The organism is Bdellovibrio sp. HCB288 (assembly GCF_047305935.1).
GTDB lineage: Bacteria > Bdellovibrionota > Bdellovibrionia > Bdellovibrionales > Bdellovibrionaceae > Bdellovibrio.
In genome coordinates this window covers 1,539,423-1,562,902 of record NZ_CP178619.1, presented here as the reverse complement: position 1 = coordinate 1,562,902, position 23,480 = coordinate 1,539,423, and the positions used below count along the sequence as shown (strand labels likewise).

The 23,480-nt window shown below is 45.8% G+C and carries 30 protein-coding genes and 1 tRNA gene; 14 read left to right on the top strand and 17 right to left on the bottom strand.

Features of this window, described 5'->3' with window-relative positions; all coding sequences use genetic code 11:
* Positions 1-78: 78 nt before the first annotated feature.
* The 7 genes from ACLVWR_RS07610 to ACLVWR_RS07580 form a co-directional block, all read right to left on the bottom strand.
* The gene (locus tag ACLVWR_RS07610; protein ID WP_413583212.1) at positions 79-693 is read right to left on the bottom strand and encodes a hypothetical protein; all 615 of its coding nucleotides are present in this window, start codon (positions 691-693) and stop codon (positions 79-81) included.
* Positions 674-1,429, bottom strand: coding sequence for a zf-TFIIB domain-containing protein (locus ACLVWR_RS07605; RefSeq protein WP_413583211.1), 756 nt, complete (start codon positions 1,427-1,429; stop codon positions 674-676). The genes ACLVWR_RS07610 and ACLVWR_RS07605 overlap by 20 nt, the downstream gene beginning before the upstream one ends.
* Positions 1,430-4,105: a preprotein translocase subunit SecA gene (gene secA / locus ACLVWR_RS07600; protein WP_413583210.1), complete on the bottom strand. Its 2,676-nt coding sequence runs from the start codon at positions 4,103-4,105 to the stop codon at positions 1,430-1,432.
* A gap of 249 nt (positions 4,106-4,354) precedes the next feature.
* On the bottom strand, positions 4,355-5,134 hold the full coding sequence (locus ACLVWR_RS07595) for a hypothetical protein (protein WP_413583209.1): 780 nt from the start codon (positions 5,132-5,134) through the stop codon (positions 4,355-4,357).
* A gap of 34 nt (positions 5,135-5,168) precedes the next feature.
* The gene (locus ACLVWR_RS07590) at positions 5,169-6,059 is read right to left on the bottom strand and encodes a TIGR02147 family protein (RefSeq protein WP_413583208.1); all 891 of its coding nucleotides are present in this window, start codon (positions 6,057-6,059) and stop codon (positions 5,169-5,171) included.
* Between the two features lie 73 nt (positions 6,060-6,132).
* Complete coding sequence (locus ACLVWR_RS07585) at positions 6,133-6,609, bottom strand: tRNA (cytidine(34)-2'-O)-methyltransferase (RefSeq protein ID WP_340598410.1); 477 nt, start codon at positions 6,607-6,609, stop codon at positions 6,133-6,135.
* Positions 6,602-7,204: a gamma-glutamylcyclotransferase family protein gene (locus tag ACLVWR_RS07580; protein WP_413583207.1), complete on the bottom strand. Its 603-nt coding sequence runs from the start codon at positions 7,202-7,204 to the stop codon at positions 6,602-6,604. Before ACLVWR_RS07580 ends, ACLVWR_RS07585 begins: the two co-directional genes overlap by 8 nt.
* Before the next feature lie 237 nt (positions 7,205-7,441).
* On the opposite strand from ACLVWR_RS07580, the gene ACLVWR_RS07575 reads away from it, so the two are divergent.
* The 4 genes from ACLVWR_RS07575 (at position 7,442) to ACLVWR_RS07560 (ending at position 10,378) form a co-directional block, all read left to right on the top strand.
* Positions 7,442-7,780: a P-II family nitrogen regulator gene (locus ACLVWR_RS07575; RefSeq protein ID WP_340598408.1), complete on the top strand. Its 339-nt coding sequence runs from the start codon at positions 7,442-7,444 to the stop codon at positions 7,778-7,780.
* 73 nt (positions 7,781-7,853) lie between these two features.
* The gene (glnA, locus tag ACLVWR_RS07570) at positions 7,854-9,269 is read left to right on the top strand and encodes a type I glutamate--ammonia ligase (protein WP_340598407.1); all 1,416 of its coding nucleotides are present in this window, start codon (positions 7,854-7,856) and stop codon (positions 9,267-9,269) included.
* Between the two features lie 23 nt (positions 9,270-9,292).
* Positions 9,293-9,703, top strand: a complete 411-nt coding sequence (locus ACLVWR_RS07565) for a glycine cleavage system protein H (protein ID WP_340598406.1) — start codon at positions 9,293-9,295, stop codon at positions 9,701-9,703.
* A gap of 60 nt (positions 9,704-9,763) precedes the next feature.
* Positions 9,764-10,378 (top strand): DUF938 domain-containing protein, encoded by a 615-nt coding sequence (locus ACLVWR_RS07560; protein WP_413583206.1) that lies wholly within the window; start codon positions 9,764-9,766, stop codon positions 10,376-10,378.
* 16 nt (positions 10,379-10,394) lie between these two features.
* On the opposite strand, the gene ACLVWR_RS07555 is transcribed toward ACLVWR_RS07560, so the two are convergent.
* On the bottom strand, positions 10,395-10,823 hold the full coding sequence (locus ACLVWR_RS07555) for a hypothetical protein (protein WP_413583205.1): 429 nt from the start codon (positions 10,821-10,823) through the stop codon (positions 10,395-10,397).
* A gap of 116 nt (positions 10,824-10,939) precedes the next feature.
* Between ACLVWR_RS07555 and ACLVWR_RS07550 the strand changes: the two genes are divergently transcribed.
* A complete protein-coding gene (locus ACLVWR_RS07550; protein ID WP_413583204.1) occupies positions 10,940-11,830 on the top strand; it encodes a DMT family transporter in 891 nt (296 codons plus the stop codon).
* On the opposite strand, the gene ACLVWR_RS07545 is transcribed toward ACLVWR_RS07550, so the two are convergent.
* A complete protein-coding gene (locus ACLVWR_RS07545) occupies positions 11,811-13,073 on the bottom strand; it encodes a hypothetical protein (protein WP_413583203.1) in 1,263 nt (420 codons plus the stop codon). The genes ACLVWR_RS07550 and ACLVWR_RS07545 overlap by 20 nt on opposite strands.
* Positions 13,074-13,236: 163 nt before the next feature.
* Positions 13,237-13,509 carry a peptidylprolyl isomerase gene (locus ACLVWR_RS07540; protein WP_413583202.1) on the bottom strand — a complete coding sequence of 91 codons (273 nt, stop codon included), beginning with the start codon at positions 13,507-13,509 and terminating at the stop codon, positions 13,237-13,239.
* A 93-nt stretch (positions 13,510-13,602) separates the two neighbouring features.
* Between ACLVWR_RS07540 and ACLVWR_RS07535 the strand changes: the two genes are divergently transcribed.
* From ACLVWR_RS07535 to ACLVWR_RS07520, 4 genes are all read left to right on the top strand, one after another.
* Entirely contained in the window at positions 13,603-14,646 is a 1,044-nt protein-coding gene (locus tag ACLVWR_RS07535) for an NAD(P)-dependent alcohol dehydrogenase (RefSeq protein WP_413583201.1), read from the top strand.
* Positions 14,647-14,674: 28 nt separating this feature from the next.
* Positions 14,675-15,058 (top strand): hypothetical protein, encoded by a 384-nt coding sequence (locus ACLVWR_RS07530; RefSeq protein ID WP_413583200.1) that lies wholly within the window; start codon positions 14,675-14,677, stop codon positions 15,056-15,058.
* Positions 15,059-15,161: 103 nt separating this feature from the next.
* Positions 15,162-15,470, top strand: coding sequence for a hypothetical protein (locus tag ACLVWR_RS07525; RefSeq protein ID WP_413583199.1), 309 nt, complete (start codon positions 15,162-15,164; stop codon positions 15,468-15,470).
* 5 nt (positions 15,471-15,475) lie between these two features.
* A complete protein-coding gene (locus tag ACLVWR_RS07520; protein ID WP_413583198.1) occupies positions 15,476-15,901 on the top strand; it encodes a hypothetical protein in 426 nt (141 codons plus the stop codon).
* A 49-nt stretch (positions 15,902-15,950) separates the two neighbouring features.
* Here ACLVWR_RS07520 and ACLVWR_RS07515 read toward each other — a convergent pair whose 3' ends face one another.
* The gene (locus tag ACLVWR_RS07515) at positions 15,951-16,454 is read right to left on the bottom strand and encodes a transposase (protein WP_413583197.1); all 504 of its coding nucleotides are present in this window, start codon (positions 16,452-16,454) and stop codon (positions 15,951-15,953) included.
* A gap of 439 nt (positions 16,455-16,893) precedes the next feature.
* On the opposite strand from ACLVWR_RS07515, the gene ACLVWR_RS07510 reads away from it, so the two are divergent.
* The 3 genes from ACLVWR_RS07510 to ACLVWR_RS07500 all read left to right on the top strand — a co-directional run bounded on the left by ACLVWR_RS07510 (position 16,894) and on the right by ACLVWR_RS07500 (position 18,208).
* Positions 16,894-17,241 carry a hypothetical protein gene (locus tag ACLVWR_RS07510; protein WP_413583196.1) on the top strand — a complete coding sequence of 116 codons (348 nt, stop codon included), beginning with the start codon at positions 16,894-16,896 and terminating at the stop codon, positions 17,239-17,241.
* Between the two features lie 62 nt (positions 17,242-17,303).
* A tRNA-Met gene (locus ACLVWR_RS07505) sits at positions 17,304-17,380 on the top strand.
* Between the two features lie 357 nt (positions 17,381-17,737).
* Positions 17,738-18,208: a hypothetical protein gene (locus ACLVWR_RS07500; protein ID WP_413583195.1), complete on the top strand. Its 471-nt coding sequence runs from the start codon at positions 17,738-17,740 to the stop codon at positions 18,206-18,208.
* Between the two features lie 136 nt (positions 18,209-18,344).
* Here the strand turns inward: ACLVWR_RS07500 and ACLVWR_RS07495 are convergent, their stop codons facing one another.
* Together ACLVWR_RS07495 and ACLVWR_RS07490 are read right to left on the bottom strand one after the other, a co-directional pair.
* The gene (locus ACLVWR_RS07495; RefSeq protein WP_413583194.1) at positions 18,345-18,716 is read right to left on the bottom strand and encodes a DUF1428 domain-containing protein; all 372 of its coding nucleotides are present in this window, start codon (positions 18,714-18,716) and stop codon (positions 18,345-18,347) included.
* Positions 18,698-19,129: a hypothetical protein gene (locus tag ACLVWR_RS07490; protein ID WP_413583193.1), complete on the bottom strand. Its 432-nt coding sequence runs from the start codon at positions 19,127-19,129 to the stop codon at positions 18,698-18,700. Before ACLVWR_RS07490 ends, ACLVWR_RS07495 begins: the two co-directional genes overlap by 19 nt.
* Before the next feature lie 254 nt (positions 19,130-19,383).
* Between ACLVWR_RS07490 and ACLVWR_RS07485 the strand changes: the two genes are divergently transcribed.
* Together ACLVWR_RS07485 and ACLVWR_RS07480 are read left to right on the top strand one after the other, a co-directional pair.
* Positions 19,384-20,487 carry an enoyl-CoA hydratase/isomerase family protein gene (locus ACLVWR_RS07485; RefSeq protein ID WP_413583192.1) on the top strand — a complete coding sequence of 368 codons (1,104 nt, stop codon included), beginning with the start codon at positions 19,384-19,386 and terminating at the stop codon, positions 20,485-20,487.
* An 11-nt stretch (positions 20,488-20,498) separates the two neighbouring features.
* On the top strand, positions 20,499-21,098 hold the full coding sequence (locus ACLVWR_RS07480) for an AAA family ATPase (protein WP_413583191.1): 600 nt from the start codon (positions 20,499-20,501) through the stop codon (positions 21,096-21,098).
* Here ACLVWR_RS07480 and ACLVWR_RS07475 read toward each other — a convergent pair.
* Genes ACLVWR_RS07475 through ACLVWR_RS07460 form a run of 4 tightly spaced genes read right to left on the bottom strand, consistent with a single transcriptional unit; the run spans position 21,079 to position 23,436 of the window.
* Positions 21,079-21,696: a MarC family protein gene (locus ACLVWR_RS07475; protein ID WP_413583190.1), complete on the bottom strand. Its 618-nt coding sequence runs from the start codon at positions 21,694-21,696 to the stop codon at positions 21,079-21,081. The genes ACLVWR_RS07480 and ACLVWR_RS07475 overlap by 20 nt on opposite strands.
* A gap of 11 nt (positions 21,697-21,707) precedes the next feature.
* Entirely contained in the window at positions 21,708-22,160 is a 453-nt protein-coding gene (locus ACLVWR_RS07470; protein ID WP_413583489.1) for a YidH family protein, read from the bottom strand.
* Positions 22,160-22,507, bottom strand: a complete 348-nt coding sequence (locus tag ACLVWR_RS07465; RefSeq protein WP_413583189.1) for a DUF1622 domain-containing protein — start codon at positions 22,505-22,507, stop codon at positions 22,160-22,162. Before ACLVWR_RS07465 ends, ACLVWR_RS07470 begins: the two co-directional genes overlap by 1 nt.
* Before the next feature lie 14 nt (positions 22,508-22,521).
* Entirely contained in the window at positions 22,522-23,436 is a 915-nt protein-coding gene (locus ACLVWR_RS07460) for a formylglycine-generating enzyme family protein (protein ID WP_413583488.1), read from the bottom strand.
* Positions 23,437-23,480 lie beyond the last annotated feature (44 nt).

Here is a 23,480-nt window from a genome sequence, read left to right as displayed (position 1 = left end):
CCCCCACACCTTTATAAGATATCAGTTTCGGCCTATGACGGAAAGGTGACAAGAACACGTTGTATCAGTTTGAGACAGTTATTTTTTTAGAATCACCGGTTCCGTCAGTTCCGGAGCCTTAGGTGCTTTTTTAGAGCCCTGGGACGCAGAAACCTGATCTCCAGAAGTGTGCTGCTTTACACCTTCCGGGGATTCATACTGCGTACGAACCTTCTTTAAAGTGCGATTCACCGAAGACGACAAACTCATCTGAGACTCCATATCGTCCAGTGATTTCACTTCAATCCGCTCATATTCACGCTTGGTCGTAAGCCCTTTTTCAGGATAGCGATACTTCATCAGACCACGAGCCTGATTGTATTCTTCCACGTTCTTTTTCAAATCTTTATGCAGGGTCAGCATCTGTTTAACGATGTCATTCACCGCAGCGGGTTCTTTGGTATGGGCCTTGGCTTCAATCAGTTTTTCGATTTCTTCCTGGCCTGACTTGATTTTGGCTTCCAGCGCGGCAACCCGGGCCGCCACCTTGTCATAGCTTTCTTCAGCTTTGACTTCAACCTTAGGGGCCTCTTCCTTCTTTTCGCCCTCGGCTTCGCCACCGCCGTGACCGCCACCCTCGCTGGCAAACGCAGCCATAGCAACGGACATTACCATCAATAAAACAAAAAATGATTTAAGAGCCAGAGAGAACATCTTGCCTCCAAGAAATTTTAAAAGGCAGATATTTAATTCGGTTGATTAGCACGGAAGCTTTAGCTGGGCTTAAGCCCTTAATAATCAGGCGACCACCGCCAATGTGAGTCAGTAATTCACTCACATCCCAGCCAAACTTTGAATCCGTAATGGCTTCTTTCAGCTGATAAACCAACTGACTGCTGTCCAGACCTTCAATGATCACGGCATAGGAGAAATTCCCCGCCGTGGTATTCGCATTGGCAAAATCAAGGACATCCGCAAAATTCGCATCGTCTGTGGTGGATGGAGGAATAATTGGCTCTGCGGGCTGATTCAAATTTTCAGAATAATCGAAACTTTCATTGGAACCTATATCATAGGCAGGTTCGGATTCCGTTGCCGCCTCTGACAGCTGTTCAGAGTACTGCTCAGTCAGAGGTGTTGCTTCAAAGCCTTCGCCGGCATGATCCGCATTCACTTCACCGAAACTGTCAGCATTTTCCTGAAAGTGGGGCTCCTCAGTGGGCTCGACATATTGATCTTGGTACTGATCCTGGTATTGATCTGCGATGGGAGGAACAAAACCATTGTCGTTTTGTTCCGGGGTTTCCTGTTCGACTTCGTGGGACGCAACCTCGGGTTGACCGTCCCAGTTTACAAAGAAAACTGCCGCACACAGGGGACACGTGAATAGCGTCCCCAGGTGTTTATCCAGAATCTCTACTGGTTGTTGGCAGCTCGGACAGTGAACCAATTATTTTTTTCCTTTGCCCGCTTTTTCGATACGACGACGCTCTTCGCGATTCATCGGACGATCATCTGCAGGGCCGCTTTGGAAAGTCATTTTACGTTTTGGAGGTTCATTTGGACCGCTCAAATCCGGAAGAGAATGACCGATGTCTGACTCCGCAGGAGAAGAATAATCCAAATCATCCAAATCTGATTCCTCCGGGCGCAGGCTTTCCAACACTTCCTCTTCAGACTGTTGAGGCACAAGTTGAACGCGCATGATTTTTTCAATCGCATCGCCCTTGATCGTGTTGTTCAGTTTTTCAAACGCCAGGAACGCTTCTTTTTTATACTCAATCAAAGGATCTTTTTGAGCATAACCACGCAAACCGATACCTTCTTTAAGCTTATCGATGATCGCCAAGTGCATTTTCCAGTGATGGTCAATGGACTGAAGCATGATCATCTTTTGAACTTGTTCAAAGAATGGTCCCATGGATTCTTTTTGACGGTCGTAAACAGCTTTAACGCCGGCACGAACCTGATCAATGATCATGTCAGAATTAATAGCTCTGTTTTCCAAGTCAATTCTGAAACCGAAAGTTTGTGCCAACGAGTTGTTCAAGCCTTCCGTGTTGATCTCTTCTTTTTTGCCATCTTCAGGAACGTAAGTATCCAGGATATTGGAAACCACGTCACCCAGCATGTCCAAAACAGAACGTTCAACTTCCTGTCCTTCCAACAAACGACGGCGCATTCCGTAGATCGCGTTACGTTGGTTGTTCATAACAGTGTCGTAGTCCATTAGGTTTTTACGAATATCAAATTGATGACCTTCGACTTTACGTTGAGCACCCTCAACCGCGTTCGTCACCATTTTCGCTGTGATTGGTTCGTCTTCAGGGATGTTCAACATTTCCATGATTTTTTGGATACGTTCACCGTTGAAGATACGCATCAAGTTATCTTCCAAAGAAAGATAGAATCGAGACTCACCCGGGTCACCTTGACGACCAGAACGACCACGCAACTGATTGTCGATACGACGGGATTCATGGCGTTCAGTACCGATAATGTACAAACCACCAAGCTCACGCACTTCTGCGCGTTCTTTTTCAACTTGGCCTTTTACTTTGGCCAAAGCCTCTGTGTATTCCGGAGACTCGTCGTTACCAATAGCGGACTTCGCAAGCATCTCGGCGTTACCACCCAGCATGATGTCGGTACCACGACCGGCCATATTTGTTGCGATAGTCACAGAACCTTTACGACCGGCCTGAGCAATGATCTCGGCTTCGCGCTCATGGTGTTTTGCATTCAAAACTTCGTGTCTGATGCCTTCATTGCGAAGGTAGCGGCTCAAAGCTTCGGATTTCTCGATGGAAGCAGTACCCACTAGGATCGGTTGACCTTTAGTGGAGCGTTCCTTGATGTCTGCTGTGATTGCCTTGTATTTGGCTTTCTCAGATTTATAGACAACGTCCTCTTCATCCATACGGCGGATCGGTTTATTTGTCGGGATCACGTTCACATCAAGGTTGTAGATCTTTTTGAACTCCACCGCCTCTGTGTCCGCTGTACCCGTCATACCTGAAAGTTTCGCGTACATACGGAAGTAGTTTTGGAAAGTGATAGTCGCCAAAGTTTGATTCTCAGACTTAACTTCAACGCCCTCTTTCGCCTCGATCGCCTGATGAAGACCATCAGACCAACGACGACCCGGCATCAAACGGCCTGTGAACTCATCCACGATCACGATTTCGCCGTCTTTGATCATGTATTCCACATCAAGACGGTACAGATAGTGAGCCTTCAAACCCTGGTAAACGTGATGAAGAAGTTCGATGTTCTGTGGATCGTAAAGATTGCCCACGCCCAACAGTTCTTCAACTTTCGCATTACCTTCATCTGTCAAAGAAGCCGTTTTGGATTTCTCTTCCATTGTGAAGTGAGTTTCGCGCTTCAAGTGCGGGATGATGGCGTTTACGATTTGGTATTTTTCAGTGGATGCCTCTGCCGGACCGGAAATGATCAGCGGAGTACGTGCTTCGTCGACCAGGATGGAGTCACACTCATCCACGATCGAATAATAGTGAGGACGTTGAACGTAATCGTTCAAATCAAACTTCATATTGTCACGAAGGTAATCGAAACCAAGTTCATTGTTCGTGCAATAAGTAACGTCACAAGCGTACATTTCTTTACGCTGTTGATCGTTCAAGCCGTGAACGATGATACCCGTCGTAAGACCCAACCAGCCGTACAGACGACCCATGTGCTCAGAGTCACGACGAACCAGATAATCATTCACTGTCACAACGTGAACACCGCGACCAGTAAGTGCATTCAAGTAGACCGGCAAAGTAGCCACCAGGGTTTTACCTTCACCCGTTCTCATCTCCGCGATCTTGCCGCTGTTAAGAACGATACCACCGATCAACTGAACGTCGTAGTGGCGCATGCCCAGAACGCGAATCGAAGCTTCACGGCAGACTGCAAATGCTTCCGGCAAAATGTCGTCAACAGTTTCGCCTTTTTTCAAACGTTCCTGGAACTCAGGAGTTTTTGCTTTTAGTTGTTCATCCGTAAGCGCCTTCATTTGTGGTTCCAAGGCATTGATACGATCCACCATAGGTTGGATCTTTTTCATTTCACGGTCGTGTTTCGTTCCGAATAGTTTTGTAAGTATTTGCGTTACCATAGGGGATAAGGATAGCGCGATGACATGTGAGCTGCAAGGCAAGGGGGCATTTTTTATGCGCGTCATTGACGCGAGATCACTCGGAAATTCGTAAACCCAGACTTAAGACCAACAGAGGAGCTCGAGAGAGAAAAATAAGTATAAAAAAATGAAACTACCTTACTTGCATTAATGGATTTTAATCCCATATTGCAAAATCGCCGAGCGAGTCGCCCGCAGGCGCACTCGCTCAACATTCGAAATAATTTTTTATTGGGACTTAACTTTACCGTACCCATCAAAAGTTCCCGGAGACACGCCATTCTGATTCATAAGGTCATAGACCTCCACGAATATCGTCTGAGACTTACCGTTAGCATCCTTAGCTGCGCACTCCAAATGTAGCCACTGTTCATTAAAGCGATCATCTGGCGTCAAACGAACAAAGCTTTTTGACTCGTAAAGTCCGCTATAGAAGACCTCAACAACACGAACACCCTTTCCAATTCTAAGCGTTCCGGAAACCCATCCTTCGGAAAGAGGCACAACATCGGTGACTTTTGCACCCTTAGGAACCTTAAGGCCGTCTTTTTTACCATCCTCAAGAACGGCGTCCTCTTTTGCCTGGAAGTCTACAGGAGCCATAAAGGAATAGTAGTTAATAAGTGAAGGCGTCTTTTCTGACCAAGGATGGTAGATACCATTTTTGATCTGACAACTTTTTCGGTCTTTTAGAACTCGTGGAGACGGATAACCGGAGATGACAGTTGAACCTTTTACTTTAGAACTTACGTCTGCAATAGGCTGAGGCCATTCGCCACTCCAATAGGTGTAAGCGACACGGACTTTTGTTTCACCATCGCGCTCAATTGGCAATCTGTAGCGGCCCAGTAAATCTCGCGCACCGTCGGTCGACGAATCAATATCACCCACTCCCGTCGCTCCGCCCTCGGCTGTTGGTTTCCGGTAATTCACGTCCGTTTCCACTGTTTTACTTACACAGCCCACCAAACCAGCCAACAAAGACAATCCCAAAAATACTTTTTTCATTTAAACGTCCTTCACTTTCAAGTTATGACTTTGTCTAAGTCTCGGTGTTCTCAATTTTGTGTGATAGTCCAGTCTTGTTCTCATCTCCGTGAACAAGCTCGGTCACCGGATACAAATTGACATTCATCTTATACAAGCGACGATTCTGTAATTCCTTGTGATTATACTTTTCGATGGATTTACCAACAAGATTTTCAATATCGATCAGTAAAGAGTCAAAATCCGCCTCCCCCAGCGGCAACAGCAGACTGCGGAATCTTCTAAGTCGTGTCTCGATTTTTTGCGCAGCCATGGCCTCAGTCAGTGCGGCATTGTGATAGCTGGCCAACGCCGCGTTGCCAAACTTTTTGGGAACGCGGAAAGACTCATCAATCGGCTCCCAGTTTAGGTCCTTAAAAGTCGCAAGTCCCATTGAGGAAAGCTTTTCCAGTCGCGCTTTCATCATTAAGACATCCATACCGGTGATTTCAGCTAAATATTGAGGAGTTTTTTTGATATCCTGAAACCCCAGCAACAAAAGAATCTTTGGCAGTTCGGCATCCAACAGGAACTCGTCCTGATTTTCAAGAATACGCAAATCCATGCGGCGGCCCCGGCACTCAAATATTTTGTCCATGTAAAGCGCCCGCTCGGGCTCACTTTCAGCCTGCTCGTGTGATGCAATTAGCAGGAAATAGGCGGCCTCTTCAGAGGAAAAAACCATTTTTGCAGAGAAAGTCTGAATAAAATCAGAAGTCAGGTTTCTTTGACCCGCAACCACCATTTTAATGAAAGATCTGCTTTTGTAACCAAGCTCAAGGGACCAGACATCATAAGAAAATCCAGGATCCAGCTTTTTCCTGAATTCATAGTGAGCTTTTAAATATTCCGTGGCCTTGTGAAACTGCCACACCTGAGGTGCATTCTTTTGATTGCCAGAGGTCATCCTTAACTCCTTGCCAGATCAGTGTAGGCTGACGACAGGATTAAGAACAATAAAAACTTTGAGTTAACGTTATCTAGGTGTACTTGATTTGTCTGACGCCTTCATAGGCGGCGATCGCAACACTGGTTGCGAGATTCAAACTGCGCGAACCCTCACCGATCATCGGGATGGTCACAGTTTGCGATGGGAACTTTGCCAATAGATCCGGATCCAATCCTTTAGTTTCTTTTCCAAAAACCAGCCAGTCACCGGATTGATATTGAGGCTCAAAGTAAGTGCGTTTGGTCTTTGTCGTGAAGAACCACGCGCGCGACGGATCCTCAACCAGCTTCCACCAGTCTTCGAAAGTCGCGTGGTGATGCCACGTCAGATGAGGCCAGTAATCCAGCCCCGCGCGCTTTACATTGGTATCATTGATCTCAAAGCCCATTTTACCGACGATGTGAAGCTCACAGTTCGTTGCCACACAAGTGCGCCCGATATTCCCCGTGTTTTGCGGAATTTCGGGCTCAATCAATACGATTCGGAAGACTTTGTTTGAATTATCCAAGATGTCTAAATACCTCTTGGCCCAATTTGGATAGAGCCAGTCTGCGACCTTTATCAACGATCAACTCAAGGTTCATCAGTTCACGATAAAGGGTCAAATCAATAGGTACGATCTCACGACCTGTGGAGCGTCCCAGACGTTGAATATAAGTCGACTGCTTGTCCGTCAACTTAGATGTCATCAAAGGCTGATCCTCAATTGATTTTCTCCAGTCACCGCCTTCAATAACAGCAGCATTTACTGGCATTTTCAGTGGATTCAAAAAGTAAGTCCATGCCTTTACCGGGCCTGAACAACCCTCGACATAAACATCCACTTCTTCCCTGGAGCAAAGACTCTTGTCCGGATCCAATTTATTGTATCCGTAAAACTCATCCAGCAAATTGACCAAAAGGTCCGATGCTTTAAGTTCAACAAGTTGTCCTGGTACTAAATCAGCCCCGCCTTTTACAAGCACCGGATAGCCGACCTTCAAACGATAAGCCTTGGCCTTAATTCTGGCAAAGCTCAATGATTCCACGAAGTTCTGAATCTTTGTGTAATGAACCATCCCCTCGGTCAATGATCCATATACGAAAAAACGTGTTGCAGTCATAATCCCCCCGGTCTGACAACAATAGTGGTTTTCCGAATCCAAAAGCGCTGCTCAAAAAAGCGGCGCGGACGGGCTGTGTACCAAAAACAACTAGAGTGCTCAACCTAGAATTGGGTGGCGATTCGCGTTATGTGAAAATTAAAATAATAAAATCGCTTGAGTCTTTTTTGCTTTATTTAAAGCGTTTGCTATCCTTTCTAGCGGCAACTGCAGGACAACTTTAGAACGACGGAACCCATGAAAAAAATAGAGGCTATCATAAAACCCTTTAAGCTCGACGATGTCGTCGATGCGCTCTCGGAAGTTGGAATTGAAGGGATTACGGTCTCTGAAGTACGTGGATTCGGACGTCAAAAGGGCCGAACCGAAGTTTATAAAGGTGCTGAGTACGTTGTTGATTTTCTTCCCAAGATAAAACTGGAAGTCGTATTGCCTGATGCATTGATAGACAGTGCCGTTGAAGCAATCCGCAAGACCGCCCACACCGGTAAAATAGGTGATGGGAAAATTTTTGTATTACCAGTTGAGTCCGTACTGAGAATTCGTACGGGAGAGAAAAACGAAGAGGCGCTTTAGCCTTCGCCAGGGCCACGGCTTAGCAAGTTAGCAATTTAAGTTTTTTGATTTTAGTTTTTGCAAGGAGACGCAAATGACTGCGAAAGAAGCACTGAAATTCGCGCACGAAAAGGGCGCGAAGATGGTAGACCTCAAGTTCTGTGACATGATCGGAACTTGGCAACACTTAACAATTCCTCTTCACCAGCTTGAAGAAGAATCATTTGAAAACGGATTTGGCTTCGACGGAAGCTCCATTCGCGGCTGGAGAGGTATCGAAGAGTCTGACATGATCATCAGACCTGACGCCAAAACAGCAATGATGGATCCTTTCATGGAAATGCCAACTTTGTCTTTGATCTGCGACGTATGTCTGCCGGAAACCTTGCAGCCTTATGACCGCGATCCACGTCAAATCGTTAAGAAAGCAATCGCCTACATGCAGTCAACAGGCATTGCTGATACAGCGTATTTCGGTCCTGAAGCCGAATTCTTCATTTTTGATGATGTTCGTTTTGAACAGACACCAAACTCTGCATTCTATATGGTCGACAGCAATGAAGCTGTATGGAATACAGGTCGCGATGAAGGCGGAGCAAATTTGGGTTACAAAATCCGCTCCAAAGAAGGTTATTTCCCTGCGCTTCCAACAGATACCTTGCAAGACATCCGCTCTGAAATTTGTGAAGAGATGGAACGTTGTGGAATGCGTGTGGAGCGCCATCACCACGAAGTAGCTTCTGCCGGTCAATGTGAAATCAATTTCCAGTTCGACACTGCCCTGAACATGGGCGACAAAATGATGTGGTTCAAATATATCGTTAAGAATGTTTGCGCTCGCCACGGCAAATCGGCGACATTCATGCCAAAACCAATCTTTGGCGACAACGGTTCCGGTATGCACATTCATATGTCTTTGTGGAAAGATGGTAAAAATCTTTTTGCAGGTAACAAGTATGCAGGTTTGTCAGAGATGGCGTTGCACTACATCGGTGGCGTGTTGAAACATGCTCCTGCATTGTGCGGTATCATCAATCCAACGACAAACTCCTACAAGCGTTTGGTTCCGGGCTTTGAAGCTCCGACGAAATTGGCTTACAGCTTCAAAAACCGCTCTGCGGCGATGCGTATTCCAAATTCAGGTCCAAACCCGAAAGCAAAACGTATTGAGTTCCGCACACCAGATCCTACGGCGAACATCTACCTTGCAGAAGCAGCGATCCTGATGGCGGGCTTGGATGGTATCATCAATAAGATCAATCCGGGCGACCCATTGGATAAAGATATCTACGGATTGCCACCTCAAGAGGCAGCAAAAATCCCATCTGTTCCGGGAACATTGGAAGAATCCTTGGATAATCTGATGAAAAACTGCAGTTTCTTGAAAAAGGGCGATGTTTTCAGTGAAGACTTGATTGATACGTGGGTGCAGTACAAAATCGACAAAGAAGTTCGTCCAGTACAGCAAAGACCAGTTCCTTACGAGTTCCACTTGTACTACGATTGTTAACAGTATTTTTTCCTGGAGATTAAATGGCATCAGACGACGTAAAAAATTTTATGGGCTATTTGTGGTACCGCCAAGAAGATGGCGTAATCACAATCGGTATCAACGAAGACGGACTTGAGGATTTCGATTCTATCAGTTCTGTAGACCTTCCTGCTGAACAAGAGGAAGTGGACACTGAAGCTGTGATCGGAACAATCGAGACCAGCGATGGCCCACTGGACATTTATTCTCCAGTTGACGGAACTGTTATCGAAATCAACACACAAGTGATCGACGATCCATCCATCATCATGGAAGACCCTTACGAAGAGGGTTGGCTGGTACGTATCGAATCCGCAGACGACGTCGATGAAGACGAGGATGAAGATGATGAAGACGACGAAGATGATGAGGACGATGAAGATGAGGATTATGACGACGAGGACGAAGACTAGTCCCCGTCAATTAAAAGCCCCGGTTTTCGGGGCTTTTTTCATTTAACCACAAAGGATCTTATGGAACTCCCTCACTCCCCTTCTGCTGAACGCAACAAAGAACCCATTCTGGAAGTACTTAAAAAAGTCATCCGCGCCGAGGATCAAAGACTTTTAGAGGTTGGTTCAGGAACCGGGCAACATGCAGTCTACCTGGCTCCCTTTTTTCCAAAAATGGAATGGCAACCCACCGAAGTCAGCGAAAACCTGCCGGCCCTTAAAGCCCGCATCAAGGAAGAAGGATCCCCTAACATCAAGACTCCGTATCGCATGAAGGTTGGTGAAGATGATTTTCCAATCCGCTCTTACGATGTGATCCTGACCATCAATACCTTTCACATCATGAGTTGGAAGGAATGCAAAACCTTTATCAAACTAATCAGTGGACGCCTGCAGGAAGGCGGCAAGGTTTTGATCTACGGACCTTTCAACTACAACGGCAAATTCACCGCACCCACGAACGAGGAGTTCGATAAAACTTTGCGCGAAGCCAACCCTCAAAGCGGCATCCGCGCGTTCGAGGACGTTATCAGTGCGATGTTTAAAAATGAATTTGAGCTGGTGAAAGACTACGAAATGCCTGCAAACAATCGTCTGCTGTATTTCCGTCGCTTGAAGTTTACTGGTAAACGTTAGATATACGTATCTTATTCTACTGCGGAGTCATGTCTTTGTTATATTGCTTCGGCACAAGGCTCTTTAAAGCGGCAAAAGATGTCTCAAGCTGCTTGAAGCGAGGTGTGCCGACACAGCCGGATTCTGACTGGCTTTTTTTGCCGCTCTTTTCAACTTTCAGAGTGTACTTTCCCGCTGTGCATTTTGCAGTGGATGACTTCTCAAGTTTGGTCACCACCTTCATCGCAGGCTCACCCTTCTTCCAGTTCTTTTTTTGAACTTCTTCAGCATTCACACGGATTACGTCTTTTTGAATGTGCAGGGATTCACGGTGTTTTTTGCCGTTAAGATCATATTTAAAATAAACCACACCACGATATGGCTGTGTCTCTTTATCAGAATTTTTAGGTGCTGCCACAGTCGACAACGAAACAGATGTGATGATTGCAAATAGAAGTCTTTTCACCAGTACCACCTTAATCAATATATGAAGAATACTAACGGATGTGGATTTAGGCAACCTAAGGGGTCCAGAAGGTCCATTTCTTGACTTAAGCTGAGAACTTGCCCACTGTGAATCCCATGAATTTCCTCCTATATGCTATATGCACTCTGATCTGGGGCTCCACCTGGCTCGTTATCACTTTTCAAGTCGACTCAGCTTCCCCAATTGCCTCGGTATTTTGGCGATTTGCCTTGGGTGCAGCTCTGCTATTCTCCTACTGCCTAATAACTCGAAAAAAGCTGACCTATGGTAAGCAAGACCATGTGAATTTTCTGGCGATGGGGATTTTCATGTTTTCGATCAATTACATGCTGGTGTATTGGTCAGAAACGATGATCAGCTCCGGCATCGCTGCTATTTGTTTTACCGTCATTGTTCCTTACAACATGCTGGGCATGAAGATCTTCTTTAAAAAGCCCATCACACCTAAAGTCATCGCCGGCTCCCTTTTGGGTGGAGCAGGTATCGGCTTGATCTTTATGAACGAGATCATGGGTCTGCAGGCCAACCGCAACACCATTTTCGGATTGGTGCTGGGATTGATAGCGACTTTGTCAGCATCCACCGGAAACATGCTTTCCCAACGATCCTATCGAAAAGCGGTTCCCGTGGTTATCTCAAACACCTGGGGCATGCTGTACGGAAGCATCTTTACTTTGATTGTCGGATTGGTTTTGCAGCATAGCTTCGCAATTCCCATGACGGCAAAATACCTGAGCTCATTGATGTATCTTTCACTATTTGGTTCTGTGTTTGCGTTCGGAGCATACCTACTGCTTGCAGGGCGCATTGGCGCAGAAAGAGCTGCTTATTCCGGAGTTGTCTCCCCGATTATTGCACTGACTCTTTCCAGTATGTATGAGGACTTCAAGTGGACTCCCTACATTGTTGCGGGAGTCGCACTTTGTCTTTTGGGCAATATACTGACTCTTTACTCGCCAAAGAGAATTACCAAGTCGGCGGGTTGATACCTGGAGGCAGGAAGAAGACACCTGTCTCAAACATCATACTGATAATTGAATCAGATGTTTTTCTAAGGTCACGACCTTGAGGCGAACCATTATCAACGATAATCATGCCGTCATCGCTTCCTGAAATATAAGTATGCCCCGGAGAAATTCCCGAACCATTCATCAAAATAGCGCCGGTCATGGGTTTATACTTCGTCCCATCCCAGGCAATCCATCCGGCCTTATAAAGAGCCATCGAGAAATTCACAACCGCCGCAGTACTGGACCAGATAAGTTTATTGCCTTTGCTTGTGTTGAAATCATCACTCACGCGGTAACCCGCACGTTGATAGGCCTCACGAACAAGTTCAGATTGAAATTCTGCACAAGGAACATTTGCAAAGCCATGGCGAACCGCGGTTTGTTGAACGGCGATGGACCAAGCTCCATTCAATGCGACTTTGCCGGTTTTCTCATAGTCCAGGGATGCGGCTTTTGCTGTTGTGGAATCCACCATCAGGTAGGACTTGGGAGTTTGGATTTCGCGATTGGCAACTTTTCTAAGCTCGGAGTAGATCGCATTCCACTTTGCACGATCTGCTGAGCTTAATGTCGCGGGATCAACACCCTTGTTGATTTTAGGAAAACGCTTCGTCGAAGACGTTGTATAACTGAACTTTGGTTTTCCGGTAGTGTTGTAGTTTTTTAAGAAACCCTCACCAGCCGCAGCGGGCACAACCACCGCGAAGTTACCTTCTGCCCCCTGCAAACTTCCAACTATCGAAGCAAAAATAAAGAGTCCACCTGAGGTTTTGTTCAAGGAATCAATTTTGCTTTGCGGAAATTGAGACGCAAATGAAGAGGGTACCGATACGACTTTAATTGGGTAGATAAAGCCTGTGCTGGATCTGACAATCTTCCCATTGGAATCACGATAATCCAGATTCTTGGTGGAGTAGTCCTCTGGAACCTCAATTTGCGTTCCTGCTGGCAGCTCCGCTTTATTCTCCAGGATACTGTTACTTTCATAGCGAACACTCATCGCCTGATTTAACAGGAGTTTTTGTGGGATGGCGGATTGAGTATTATTTCCATTGGACACTTCATCCGTTACTGACCCAGTTCCTGGGTCAACAATAGATGCCGTTTCATCGCCGGTTTCGTCAATCGCCGTAAGGCCTTCATTACCCGGTCCGCAAGCTGTCAAAGCCAGAACCAGAGACAACGTACCAAGGTAGATTACTGAACGAGGTGCAAGCATCTCAAATCCCTCCTAAGGTAGTTCCTGTTCCCTTCGGAGTGTTCACATTTAGAATTTAATGTTTTTTATTGCGCGCAGAAGTTTACCAGTCGTTCGTCTGAAACCGTCAGAATTCTGGGCGAAAAAAGATGAATGATGCTTGAATCAAAAGCCGCGTGTTTATTTAAGCCGTTCTGCGGATGATGTGATATCCAAAACGCGTACGAATTGGTTTAGTCGTGGTTTGGCCCACTTTCAGTGCAAATGCGGCCTCTTCAAAATCAGGATCAAGGCGTCCTTCTGAAAAAACACCCAAGTTTCCGCCGTCAGCTGCGGACGGGCATTTTGAAAACTTGCGCGCAAGCTCTTCAAAATCTTTGCCATCTTTCAGGGATCGCAAAATATCATCGGCTTCGTAAGAGTGTTGCACCAATATATGGCTGACTTTGATTTTCATACTCCTAACTATGCCACAGCCTTTCACTAATTTCACTGTCCATTTTCCCGTTGAACGCTATGATTGTTACTCAATATCTTAATTGGAGGTTTTATGATTAAGGCAAAAGCATTCGCCGCTCCATCGGCCAAAGCTCCCCTTGCACCTTTTAGTTTCGAGCGCCGCGAACTTCGCGATAATGATGTTCACATTGAAATTCATTATTGCGGCGTTTGCCACTCTGACGTTCATCAAGTTCGTGATGAATGGGGCAAAGGAATGTTCCCGATGGTCCCAGGACATGAAATCGTCGGAAAAGTGACGGCTGTTGGTTCAAAAGTAAAGAAATTCAAAGTCGGTGATCTTGCCGGCGTCGGATGCATGGTGGACTCGTGCCTGGATTGCGCTTCCTGCAAAGAAGGCCTGGAGCAATTCTGCGAAAGAGGTTTCGTTGGCACCTACAATTCCAAAGAGAAAGACGGAGCACCCACTTTCGGTGGTTATTCAACGTCCATCGTGACTCGCGAAGAGTTCTGCCTTTCTATTCCTAAGAATCTGGATCTGGCAGCGGCCGCTCCTTTGTTGTGCGCGGGTATTACCACTTACTCTCCGCTTCGCCATTGGAATGTGACCAAAGGACAAAAAGTCGGCGTCGTTGGCTTGGGTGGCTTGGGTCACATGGCTGTGAAAATTGCAAATGCCATGGGCGCAAACGTTGCGGTTTTCACGACGTCACCTTCAAAGGTTGAAGACGCAAAACGCCTGGGTGCCCACGAGGTCATTATCTCCAAGGACATGGAGCAAATGAAAGCTCACATGGGTTCATTTGATTTTATCATCGACACGGTGTCTGCTCCTCATGACTACAATCTTTACCTGAGCATGCTTCGTCGTGATGGCAATATGGTTCTGGTGGGATTGCCAGACACTCCACCGACTCTTGCAGCAGGCGCCCTGATTATGGGACGCCGAAAACTGGGTGGATCATTGATTGGCGGAATTCAGGAGACACAAGAGATGTTGGACTTCTGTGCAAAGCATGGAATCGTGTCAGATATCGAAATGATTCCTATTCAAAAAATCAACGAAGCCTATGAACGCATGATCAAAAGTGATGTGAAGTATCGCTTTGTGATCGACATGAAATCGCTTGCTTAGAACTTGCGACCGCAGCAAGCTAGTTGGAATGAAACACCTTCGTTCTTTGCTTGTTGCGGTCCACATTCTGTTTTCCCTTCCAGCTTTTTCAGCAGACACAACCTTTCGCTGTCACGGCCGGGCATATGAGCAGGGCTTCTTTTTCAGGTACAACATTGAAATTCACTCTCCCGGATCTTCCCGCAGTCGACTGACCACAAGCTCCGGATACAGCGACTCATTGGACTATGGCTGGAGAGAGATTTCGACCCCTAACTATAACAAATTCGCCGTGGATTCCCCTTTTAATCAATATAAGGCGTTTCTATCCAAAGAAGGTCACAGTTTCAGCCTGATTTTGGTGGATCCCATCACCAGTGCCGTCGTGGAACCGCCTCCTTACGACCGCTTCGTTTGCATCACGGATCTGTGAATCCTCTAGTAAAATTGACAGGTTTTTCACTCTGTACTGCCCAAATTAGATAAATTTTTGTAAACCTCCGTCGATCATTCATTCAGATTTTTCGGAGGTCACTGTGAAGGCATTTTTCGTTATCGCGGCAGTAGTTCTTGGTTCATCTTTCGCATCTGCGGGAGCGATGAAAGAAATCTCCATTATGACAACGGACAGTGTTCTTGAAACACTGGGTTTCGACGAAAGCATCGTGTCCATCGATCACAAGTTCACACAAGTAGCGGGTTATGATGTTGCGATCATTTCAGTTGCTCGTGCCAACTACAAAGTGAAAGGTGTAGCGCCCACTTTCCAATGCCTTACTGTCTTCAAGAAAAATTCTGAGAATTGGTACGATATCGTTAAAACAGAGTGCGAAACTCTTAAGTAGGATTTATGAAACACGTTAGTATTTTCTTTGTTCTTTTGGTAATGGCAATTGCCAACGCAAAAGCCGCGACATGCGAAGATGTGGCTGCAACAACTCTTCCACTAAATGCCATCACAACAAGTTTGTTCGATTGCCAACCAGAACAAGAGGGCCAAAAGCCAATTTGTCTTGTGATCGCCAAAGTCGGAGATAACCAGTATCTTTATCAGACTGTCCAAGACATGGTCGTGATCAACGCAGCAACTTCCAAAACAATTGATTTGAAAGGGCTTAGCGCAAAGTACAGCACAACTCGTGAAAGCAAACGTGTCACTTCAATCTACTGGCCGAATGCGAGCTTGTTGATTTTGGATTACTCTGCCCGCAAGGGTTTGTTTGAGGGCTACGAGATTCAAGAGAGCTATAGCTTCTCCTGCACCATCGAAAAATAGTCTAAATTTGAATACGAAAAAGGGAGCTTTGCAGCTCCCTTTTTTATTTCTAGATGTTCTTCTCTGATCGAGTGAAGTTTCTTAGCTGTGGCGCCGACTTCCCTTGCGCCTTCAAGGCCTCAGGGTTTCGCAGCTTGATTGGCATTTCGTTAAAGCCATGACGATCATAAAAACGCACGATAGTTTCGTCACCCGTTTCTTTGGCCGCGGACACCGCGAGCTCCATCTTAAAAATCGTACGTTGAGCTGTGACAATCAGGGCCCCATTCTCGTAGGACCAGACACCCTCACCGTTTCCAAGCTTATCCACTTGATAATAGAATTTGCCGTTATCAAACAGTACGTAACGCATTGGATATTCGCTGCTTGTTTGCAGAACTTTTAGTTCGTCGATTTTACTTTCAGCTTGCGGCCAGTCAGCTGCTGGATTCACAAACTGTCCATAGAAATCCGCACTTCTTTGATGTGCAATTAGGGATCCCGATGGTGAGCAAGCTTGAAGTATCAAGCCCAATACCGCTGCGATGAATGCCGTTACCAGATGTTTTTTCATTCCCTTATTTTATAAACTGATCCGGCAAGGTCAATGCCAATCCCCCTCGGGTCTGGGTCGTTGCAGCACAAATGAGAGAGCGTGCTTTGAAACTTGTCACGGAAACACTCCACGCAATGATTCTGTCGAGGTTTTTATGAAATACTTTGCAGCGCTTATTGTGACTTCAATTCTTTCCTCTGTAGCACTGTCAGCTCCACAAAATTCAAGTTTGAAGTGGACTCCCCCTGGTCTCAGTACAGAACCTATTTGTACCGCAATCGCGAAGTCAGTTTGGATTTGGCGGTAGTGGATCCAACAACAAGTGCTGAACTCGACAACCCGCCTTACTTAGAGTTTAAGTGTTATAAACACTAGAATTCTCTGTTTTTCCACAAGCCTGATGCTAGCACCTACACAACTTTGAGGTATTCCCATGGAATATTAATTGGAGGTGGGTATGTTTGCTTCGGTACGTACATATCGTTTTAGCCCAGTTTATATTCAGGAGATTGGAGATAAGTTGCAGCAAATGTTCGTCCCATTGCTGGAACGGATGGAAGGTTTTGTATCCTATAGCTGGATTACGACCCCCGATGGCCAGGGTGTCGGTGTCTGTGTTTTTAGGGATGAACAGGGACTTCGCGAATCCATTCACTTGGCGGCCGAGTTTCGCAACGCTCACTTCAGCCATATTGGAATGACCACACCAGAGATAATTGTCGGCAAAGTAGGCGCCCACAGCAGCGTCAGCGAGCCAATTATCCCCCTGAACACCCAAAACCGCGAAAATCGCCCCACCCACTAGCACTTACGCGCCGCGCTTTTGCCAACTCCAAGGTCTTTTGGTAAGTTTAGTTTTCCTTAAGTGGGGGGCTAGCTTAGTTGGTTAAAGCACGGTGCTCATAACACTGGGATCGGGGGTTCAAGTCCCTCGCCCCCTACCATTTTAAACCGCTGCAAAGGCGGTTTTTGTGTTTCTAAGAGTTCGTAAGTAAAAATAAATAATTAAGACAGAAATCGCGGCAGATCAGAATTTTTAAATATCATTCGAAATCACTCGAAATGACTGCATTTGCAGTCTGTTTGTTGCGTTTACGCGCTACGGGTTTTCAAAACGCTACGGATGACTGACCTGAACCCCGTTTGAGGGACAAGTTAAAAAAAGCCTGGCTAAGCGGAAACATTATGTGTTCTTCGCTCCATTGGACTCTGACTATGACCGATGTAGACCAAAGAGCAGTTTGCTTTAGGTGCGCTTTAGGTGCGCTTTATATTGCCTAATTTAAATGGCATCATAAGATATGAAAAAAATTTATTTAGTTTCGTTCATTGCTTTATTGTTTGCTAGCATCGCCCATTCTGACGAGTCTCTCAAAGAGCTTCCTAAAACTTATTTTTGTGAAAAAGTGGCAGGTGTAGGAATTCTTCCAGCTGGCATTGAGTCACTTAATGTAAAACCTCCTAAGGATGAAGCTAAATTGAGCCAAGAAACTAAGCTTAGAAAGCTCATACAGGCTGATATGCCACTTGCGCTTTTAGCAAAACACAAAGAGTTGTGCCAAGACGGAAGAGTTAAAACATCCTCCGACTATATGAGCAAATTAGATTCCACTTGCCATAAATATTGTAAAAGCTATGCAGACTGTCTTAACAAGTGCGCGAGCATCTCTGACAACCAACTTCTATTTTTAGAAGGCGTTTCTGCAGGCAAACAAAACTGTTACGCCAAATCATCGACGAAGACAGCTCCCAAGACGGGTGGAATACAATAACTTATGTCTCCCTACCATCCTTCGCCCTGCGGGCTATGGCTTGGCAGGCCACTGATTTTCAAAGTTAATTCTGTAGAAGTTAAAAAGCACGCGAAGGATGTCCGCCGAAGCCTTGGCGAAGGCGGACCTTAAGTAATTAATCTTGAACCAAAGTTTTGAATCCGCCGTAAGCCATTTTTGAAGCATCAAATGGCATCGAGAAGTTTTCAGCACCAGGCATTTGACTGAACTCTTTATGAACTTTTGCATTAACCTGTTTGCGGTGTGCTTTTGATTTAAATACGATAAAGGCAAAGATCACAGTTTCATTCTTCTTAAGTTTGCACATCTGTGTAAAGCTCTTACTGTAAGGCGCTTTTGCATCATCTGCTACACATTCAAAGTACGCCAGCGCCCCGTGCTTCATCCACGTTTTGCAGCCCATCTTGGCCATTTTTTTGTAAGCCGCAACTTTACCCTTTGGAATAGGGATTACAAATCCATCAACATTTAGTAGTATGTGAAGCAAGCGTTGTTGGCTCTGCACCAATAGAAACTGGAACCATTATTCACATAAGACCCCGCGCCATTGGTGTGGAATGTGGAGCCTCCTACAGAATCGGCCATACTGCTTGTACCAGGAGCGACACAATTACTTACTGTATAAGATCCCGTCGACTCGGTTCCATTCATAGTCGCATCGCAGTGAATTTCTGAGGTGTCCGAGAACTTAACTGTCATAGTGAATTGTGAACCCGTGATGTTCGCACCAGATAAGTCCAAGCGGATTGCCCATGCCGAGTTGGCTGTTGCCCACGATGATAACACTGCTTTATTTGCACTGCCGCCTGTGCTTGGCTCTGCAGCTTGCTCTTCACATGCAGTTAGAGTTGAAATTGTTAGGCCTAAAATCAGGATCATTTTTACTAAAGGATTCATCATAAACGTACCGCTCCCTTTGTTTGGTCCTTGTTTTGGTAGACATATCACTTGTCGGAACTTTAATTTGTTCACATTAGCTCATCTCGAATTTATCAAGTTTATACGGGTCCTTTACGCAACACTCGTTTCAATCAGAGACCACAAAATTTCGCTGTCTTATTTGGGAACGGGCTAAACTGAGATTACCCTAGGCGTCGAAGATGGTTGACGGTCCTTCGACGTCGTTATGTACTAAATCAAAAGTTGAAAGAAACATGACACAAGAACTTAGTACACAAATAAAGAACGGAGTCGGAGTTCTAACACTCGATGCTCCTCGCAGTTTGAATTCATTGACCCTGAGCATGGTTGAGGGCCTTTGGGACATTTTGAATCAATGGCAAACAAACCCACAGGTTAGCTGCGTGTTTCTGCAAGGATCCGGAGAAAAAGCATTCTGTGCCGGTGGTGACGTTCGTCGTCTTTACAACGCAATCATCGACGACAGAAATAATGGATCCAATCTGGCAACTGAAGCTTGCACTGATTTTTTCACCAAAGAATATAAGGTCGATCATCTGATCCATCGCTTTAAAAAGCCGATCATCGTTTGGGGTGACGGCGTTGTGATGGGTGGAGGTATTGGATTATTTGCAGGAGCCTCCGACCGCATCGTCACAGAAAAAAGCAAACTTGCCATGCCCGAGGTAATTATCGGACTTTTCCCTGATGTGGGCGGCAGTTGGTTTCTGAACAAAATGCCGGACGGCTGGGGATACTATCTGGCACTCACAGGCGCCAGACTGAATGGCGCCGATGCCATATATCTGGGGCTAGCAAATCATTATGTGTTTTCAACAGCCAAAGAAGACATCCTGACATCACTTCAAAAAATAGCCTGGAGCGCAAATACCGCCCAGAATCGTGAGCTTGTTAAAAACACCCTTGCAGGTTTTTCCACGTCTTCACCAACATCTGATCTGCATAAGTTCGGATCGACAGTGAAAAAATGGGAAAACGCCACATCAGCAACGGAGTATCGCGATCTTGTGACTAAAGCAGCAGAGAATGAAGAGTGGTTCGCAAGAGGCCTTAAAACAATGAATGCCGGCTCACCAAGTTCCGTTAAGGTCATTTTCGAACAACTGCGCCGTACAGCAAATTACACTCTTGAGGAAGTATTCCAATCAGAATTGAACCTCGCTGTGCAATGCTGCCGCCATCCTGATTTTGCCGAAGGCGTGCGCGCCCTTTTGGTCGACAAGGATCAGAATCCAAAATGGAATCCGTCCACTCTGGATGAAACTTCGACGGACTGGATTGAGGGCTACTTCAAAGACCTTTGGAATAAAGGCAATCATCCACTGAAAGATCTATAAGGGATTTAACCGTGTCACATCTTGAAAACTCCGGCCTTAAAAGAATTGTTCTTACTGGTGCTCCTTCCAGCGGAAAAAGCTCCGTCATGAATGAACTTAAATCGATCTATGGCAAGCAAGTGGCACTAGTGCCGGAAAGTGCTGTGGTGTTATTAAGTGGGGGCTTCCCACCCCCACAGCATACGGAGCTGGCAGAGATCCGCGCATTTCAAAACTCCATCGTGGAGGTCCAACGTGGATTGGAGTTCATCCTCCCTCACCAAAACCCCGAGGCGAAATTTATGGTTTTTGACCGGGGTACTCTGGATGGAGCGGGATTTTGGCCCCCGGGACCAGAGGATTATCTAAAACAATTCGCTATCGACAAAAGTGCTGAGTATCGCAAATTCACTGACGTTTTATTCCTTGAGCTTCCAACCCCTGAAATGTTTGGTGGAGTGAACAACAAAAGATTCCACAACTATCAGCAAAGTTTGCATAGCGAACAGCAGCTGGAAAAAGTTTGGAGTGGTCACCCTGGTTTCAAGAAAATTTCAGCTACGCCCACTCTTCAAGAAAAGATTGATCTGGTTTCCTCCACTATCAAGAAAATCATGAGCTGCCAAGGCTGACCCATCCCTGGTGGATCATTTCAATGGCAAGGGAAGCCTGCAAGACTCCCAAGAACGCACCCAGAATCTGCAGAGTAACGAACACTGCCTTGCCTTTTAGCTGACGAATAAAGAACATCGTTAGAAAGTTACATATCAATACAGCACCAAGAGCTGCGAAAACAAGGATAGTTCGCTGTGTATCTCTGCTCAATTCCAACAACATTATAAGAGTGCCCAGCCCATAGGCCGTTGTGATCATATTCAACACAACACCAAAAGGATTCAGATCTTTTTCCGGCTGAGGTCCCGTCTTTTGATTAGCGGAGGCAAACTTCAAAACCATTGGAAATGCCACAAATGCAAAGATAATCCCATTAGTAATCTGTAAAATAGCAGCAGGGATATGCCACTTATCCATCAGATTCTGTCCAACAAATCCAGCCACAATGAACAATGGAACTGCCACTAAAGTAGATTTTATTGCAAGAGTGCGAACCTGCCCAGGCGGCAGTTGTGAAGTTGCAGAGGCAAACATCGGCAACAATCTTAGAGGACCCATCATAATGAAGAATACCGTAAAGACCTGCAACACACCAACTTCGTAATTACCATCCATGAATCACCTCGTTAAACGATCAACCAGATAGTGGAACCAACTCCCAACAGAATTAAGACAAGCGTAAAAATCAATACCGATCGATGAGCGGGTTGATACTGAAAATTATTGATCGCAGTAGTTGCTGAATTATAGCGAAACAAAGACCAGACCAACATGGCGCTACCAAGTATCACCATGCCTAAACCAATATTTTTGGCGTCATTCAAGAACCCAATCCCACCAAATCGAGATATTGATTTATTGTCCATCATAAACCAGCTGAACCGATTCATGGTGATTCCCAAGCTAACCAAAGAAATACCCGTCCTCATATAAGCCAGATGAGTTCTTTCATTTGCAAGGTGAGATCTTGCGGTTGCGAGACTGGTTCTGTCTTCAGCCATGCCGGTGCGATCCACCGCCATAGTGGTTCTCTGCTGAGCAAGGTCCGTTGACGTGTCTTTCTTAGGCTCAATTTCCATCACATCGATTCCTTGTTTTTATTAGCCACTTCAAGGTCCCGCTCCATAAAATAGCTTAAGAAAGTGCGTATCAACGCGATTGAAGCCAGCATGCCGATTTCATCCCAAGTAGGTGAAACAATCGTGGATACAACATCGGCCGCCATCATGAACTCCAGGCCAAGTATGATCCATCTGGCAAAACCCAGCCAGATTCCCCGTCTTAAGAGGTCTCCTGTACTGCCAAAAATAGAAATTCTGCAAAGTTTAATCGTTGCTTCAATGGCACCGACCGCCATCAAAAGCGCAGCAATAAATTCCAGGCATAGCGAAATAATTTTAGTCCAATCGTGAACAAACTCTTCCAATCAGACCTTCCTTGCTAGCGCGCCTCTCGCATAATACATCGAAATCCCAAATGCGAAGTTGAAGTGTCCACTGGCTGCGCCATTCGTGCCGATGGACGATAGCGTTTACAATAATTGGGCGCACAAAGATGTGACCCACCCTTCATAACTTTTCTTGAAATCTTAATCTCCTGACGTGGATCGAAACTTTCGGTTTCACTTGCCCCACGTGGATTCTTGGGAATGCAACAAGCCTTGGGCTTTTCATTGGGATGTTTTGGGCTGTACCAATCGGATGTCCATTCCCAGACATTTCCGATCATATCAAACAATCCATAATCATTCGGGGGATAGCTACCCACCGGAGATGTACCTTCAAAACCGTCTTCACCTAAATTCTGCCAAGGGAAAGTTCCTTGCCAGGTATTAGCCTGGTGAATTCCATTGGGAATCAACTCATCACCCCAGGCAAATTCACGCCCCTCATGGCCACCATTCGCCGCAAACTCCCATTCAGCTTCAGTAGGAATTTCTTTTCCAACCCAACGCGAATACGCCGTGATGTCCTGCCAAGCCAAATGCACAACGGGATGATCCAGACGACCGCTAATAGAACTATCGGGCCCTTGTGGCGAGCGCCAGTTTGCTCCAGGTATAAACCGCCACCACTGATACGGATTTCTTAAGTCCACGGGACCATCAGGTTTCACAAATACCACAGAAGCTGCCACCAACATTTCAGGTGTCGCACCGGGATACTGAGAAAGATCAGGAATCTTCTCACAGAAAGTTTTGTATCCTGTTGCCTGAACAAACTCCGCAAAATCCCGGTTGGTGACCAAGTATTGGTCCATCCAGAATCCATCGACTTTCACTCTGTGTGCTGGAGCTTCTTCTGAATAGTGATGGTCTGATCCCATTTTGAACAAACCACCCGGGATCCACACCATATTCGGAAAAGGAGCTTTGCGCTCCCTTTCCTCGTTGGCTTTTT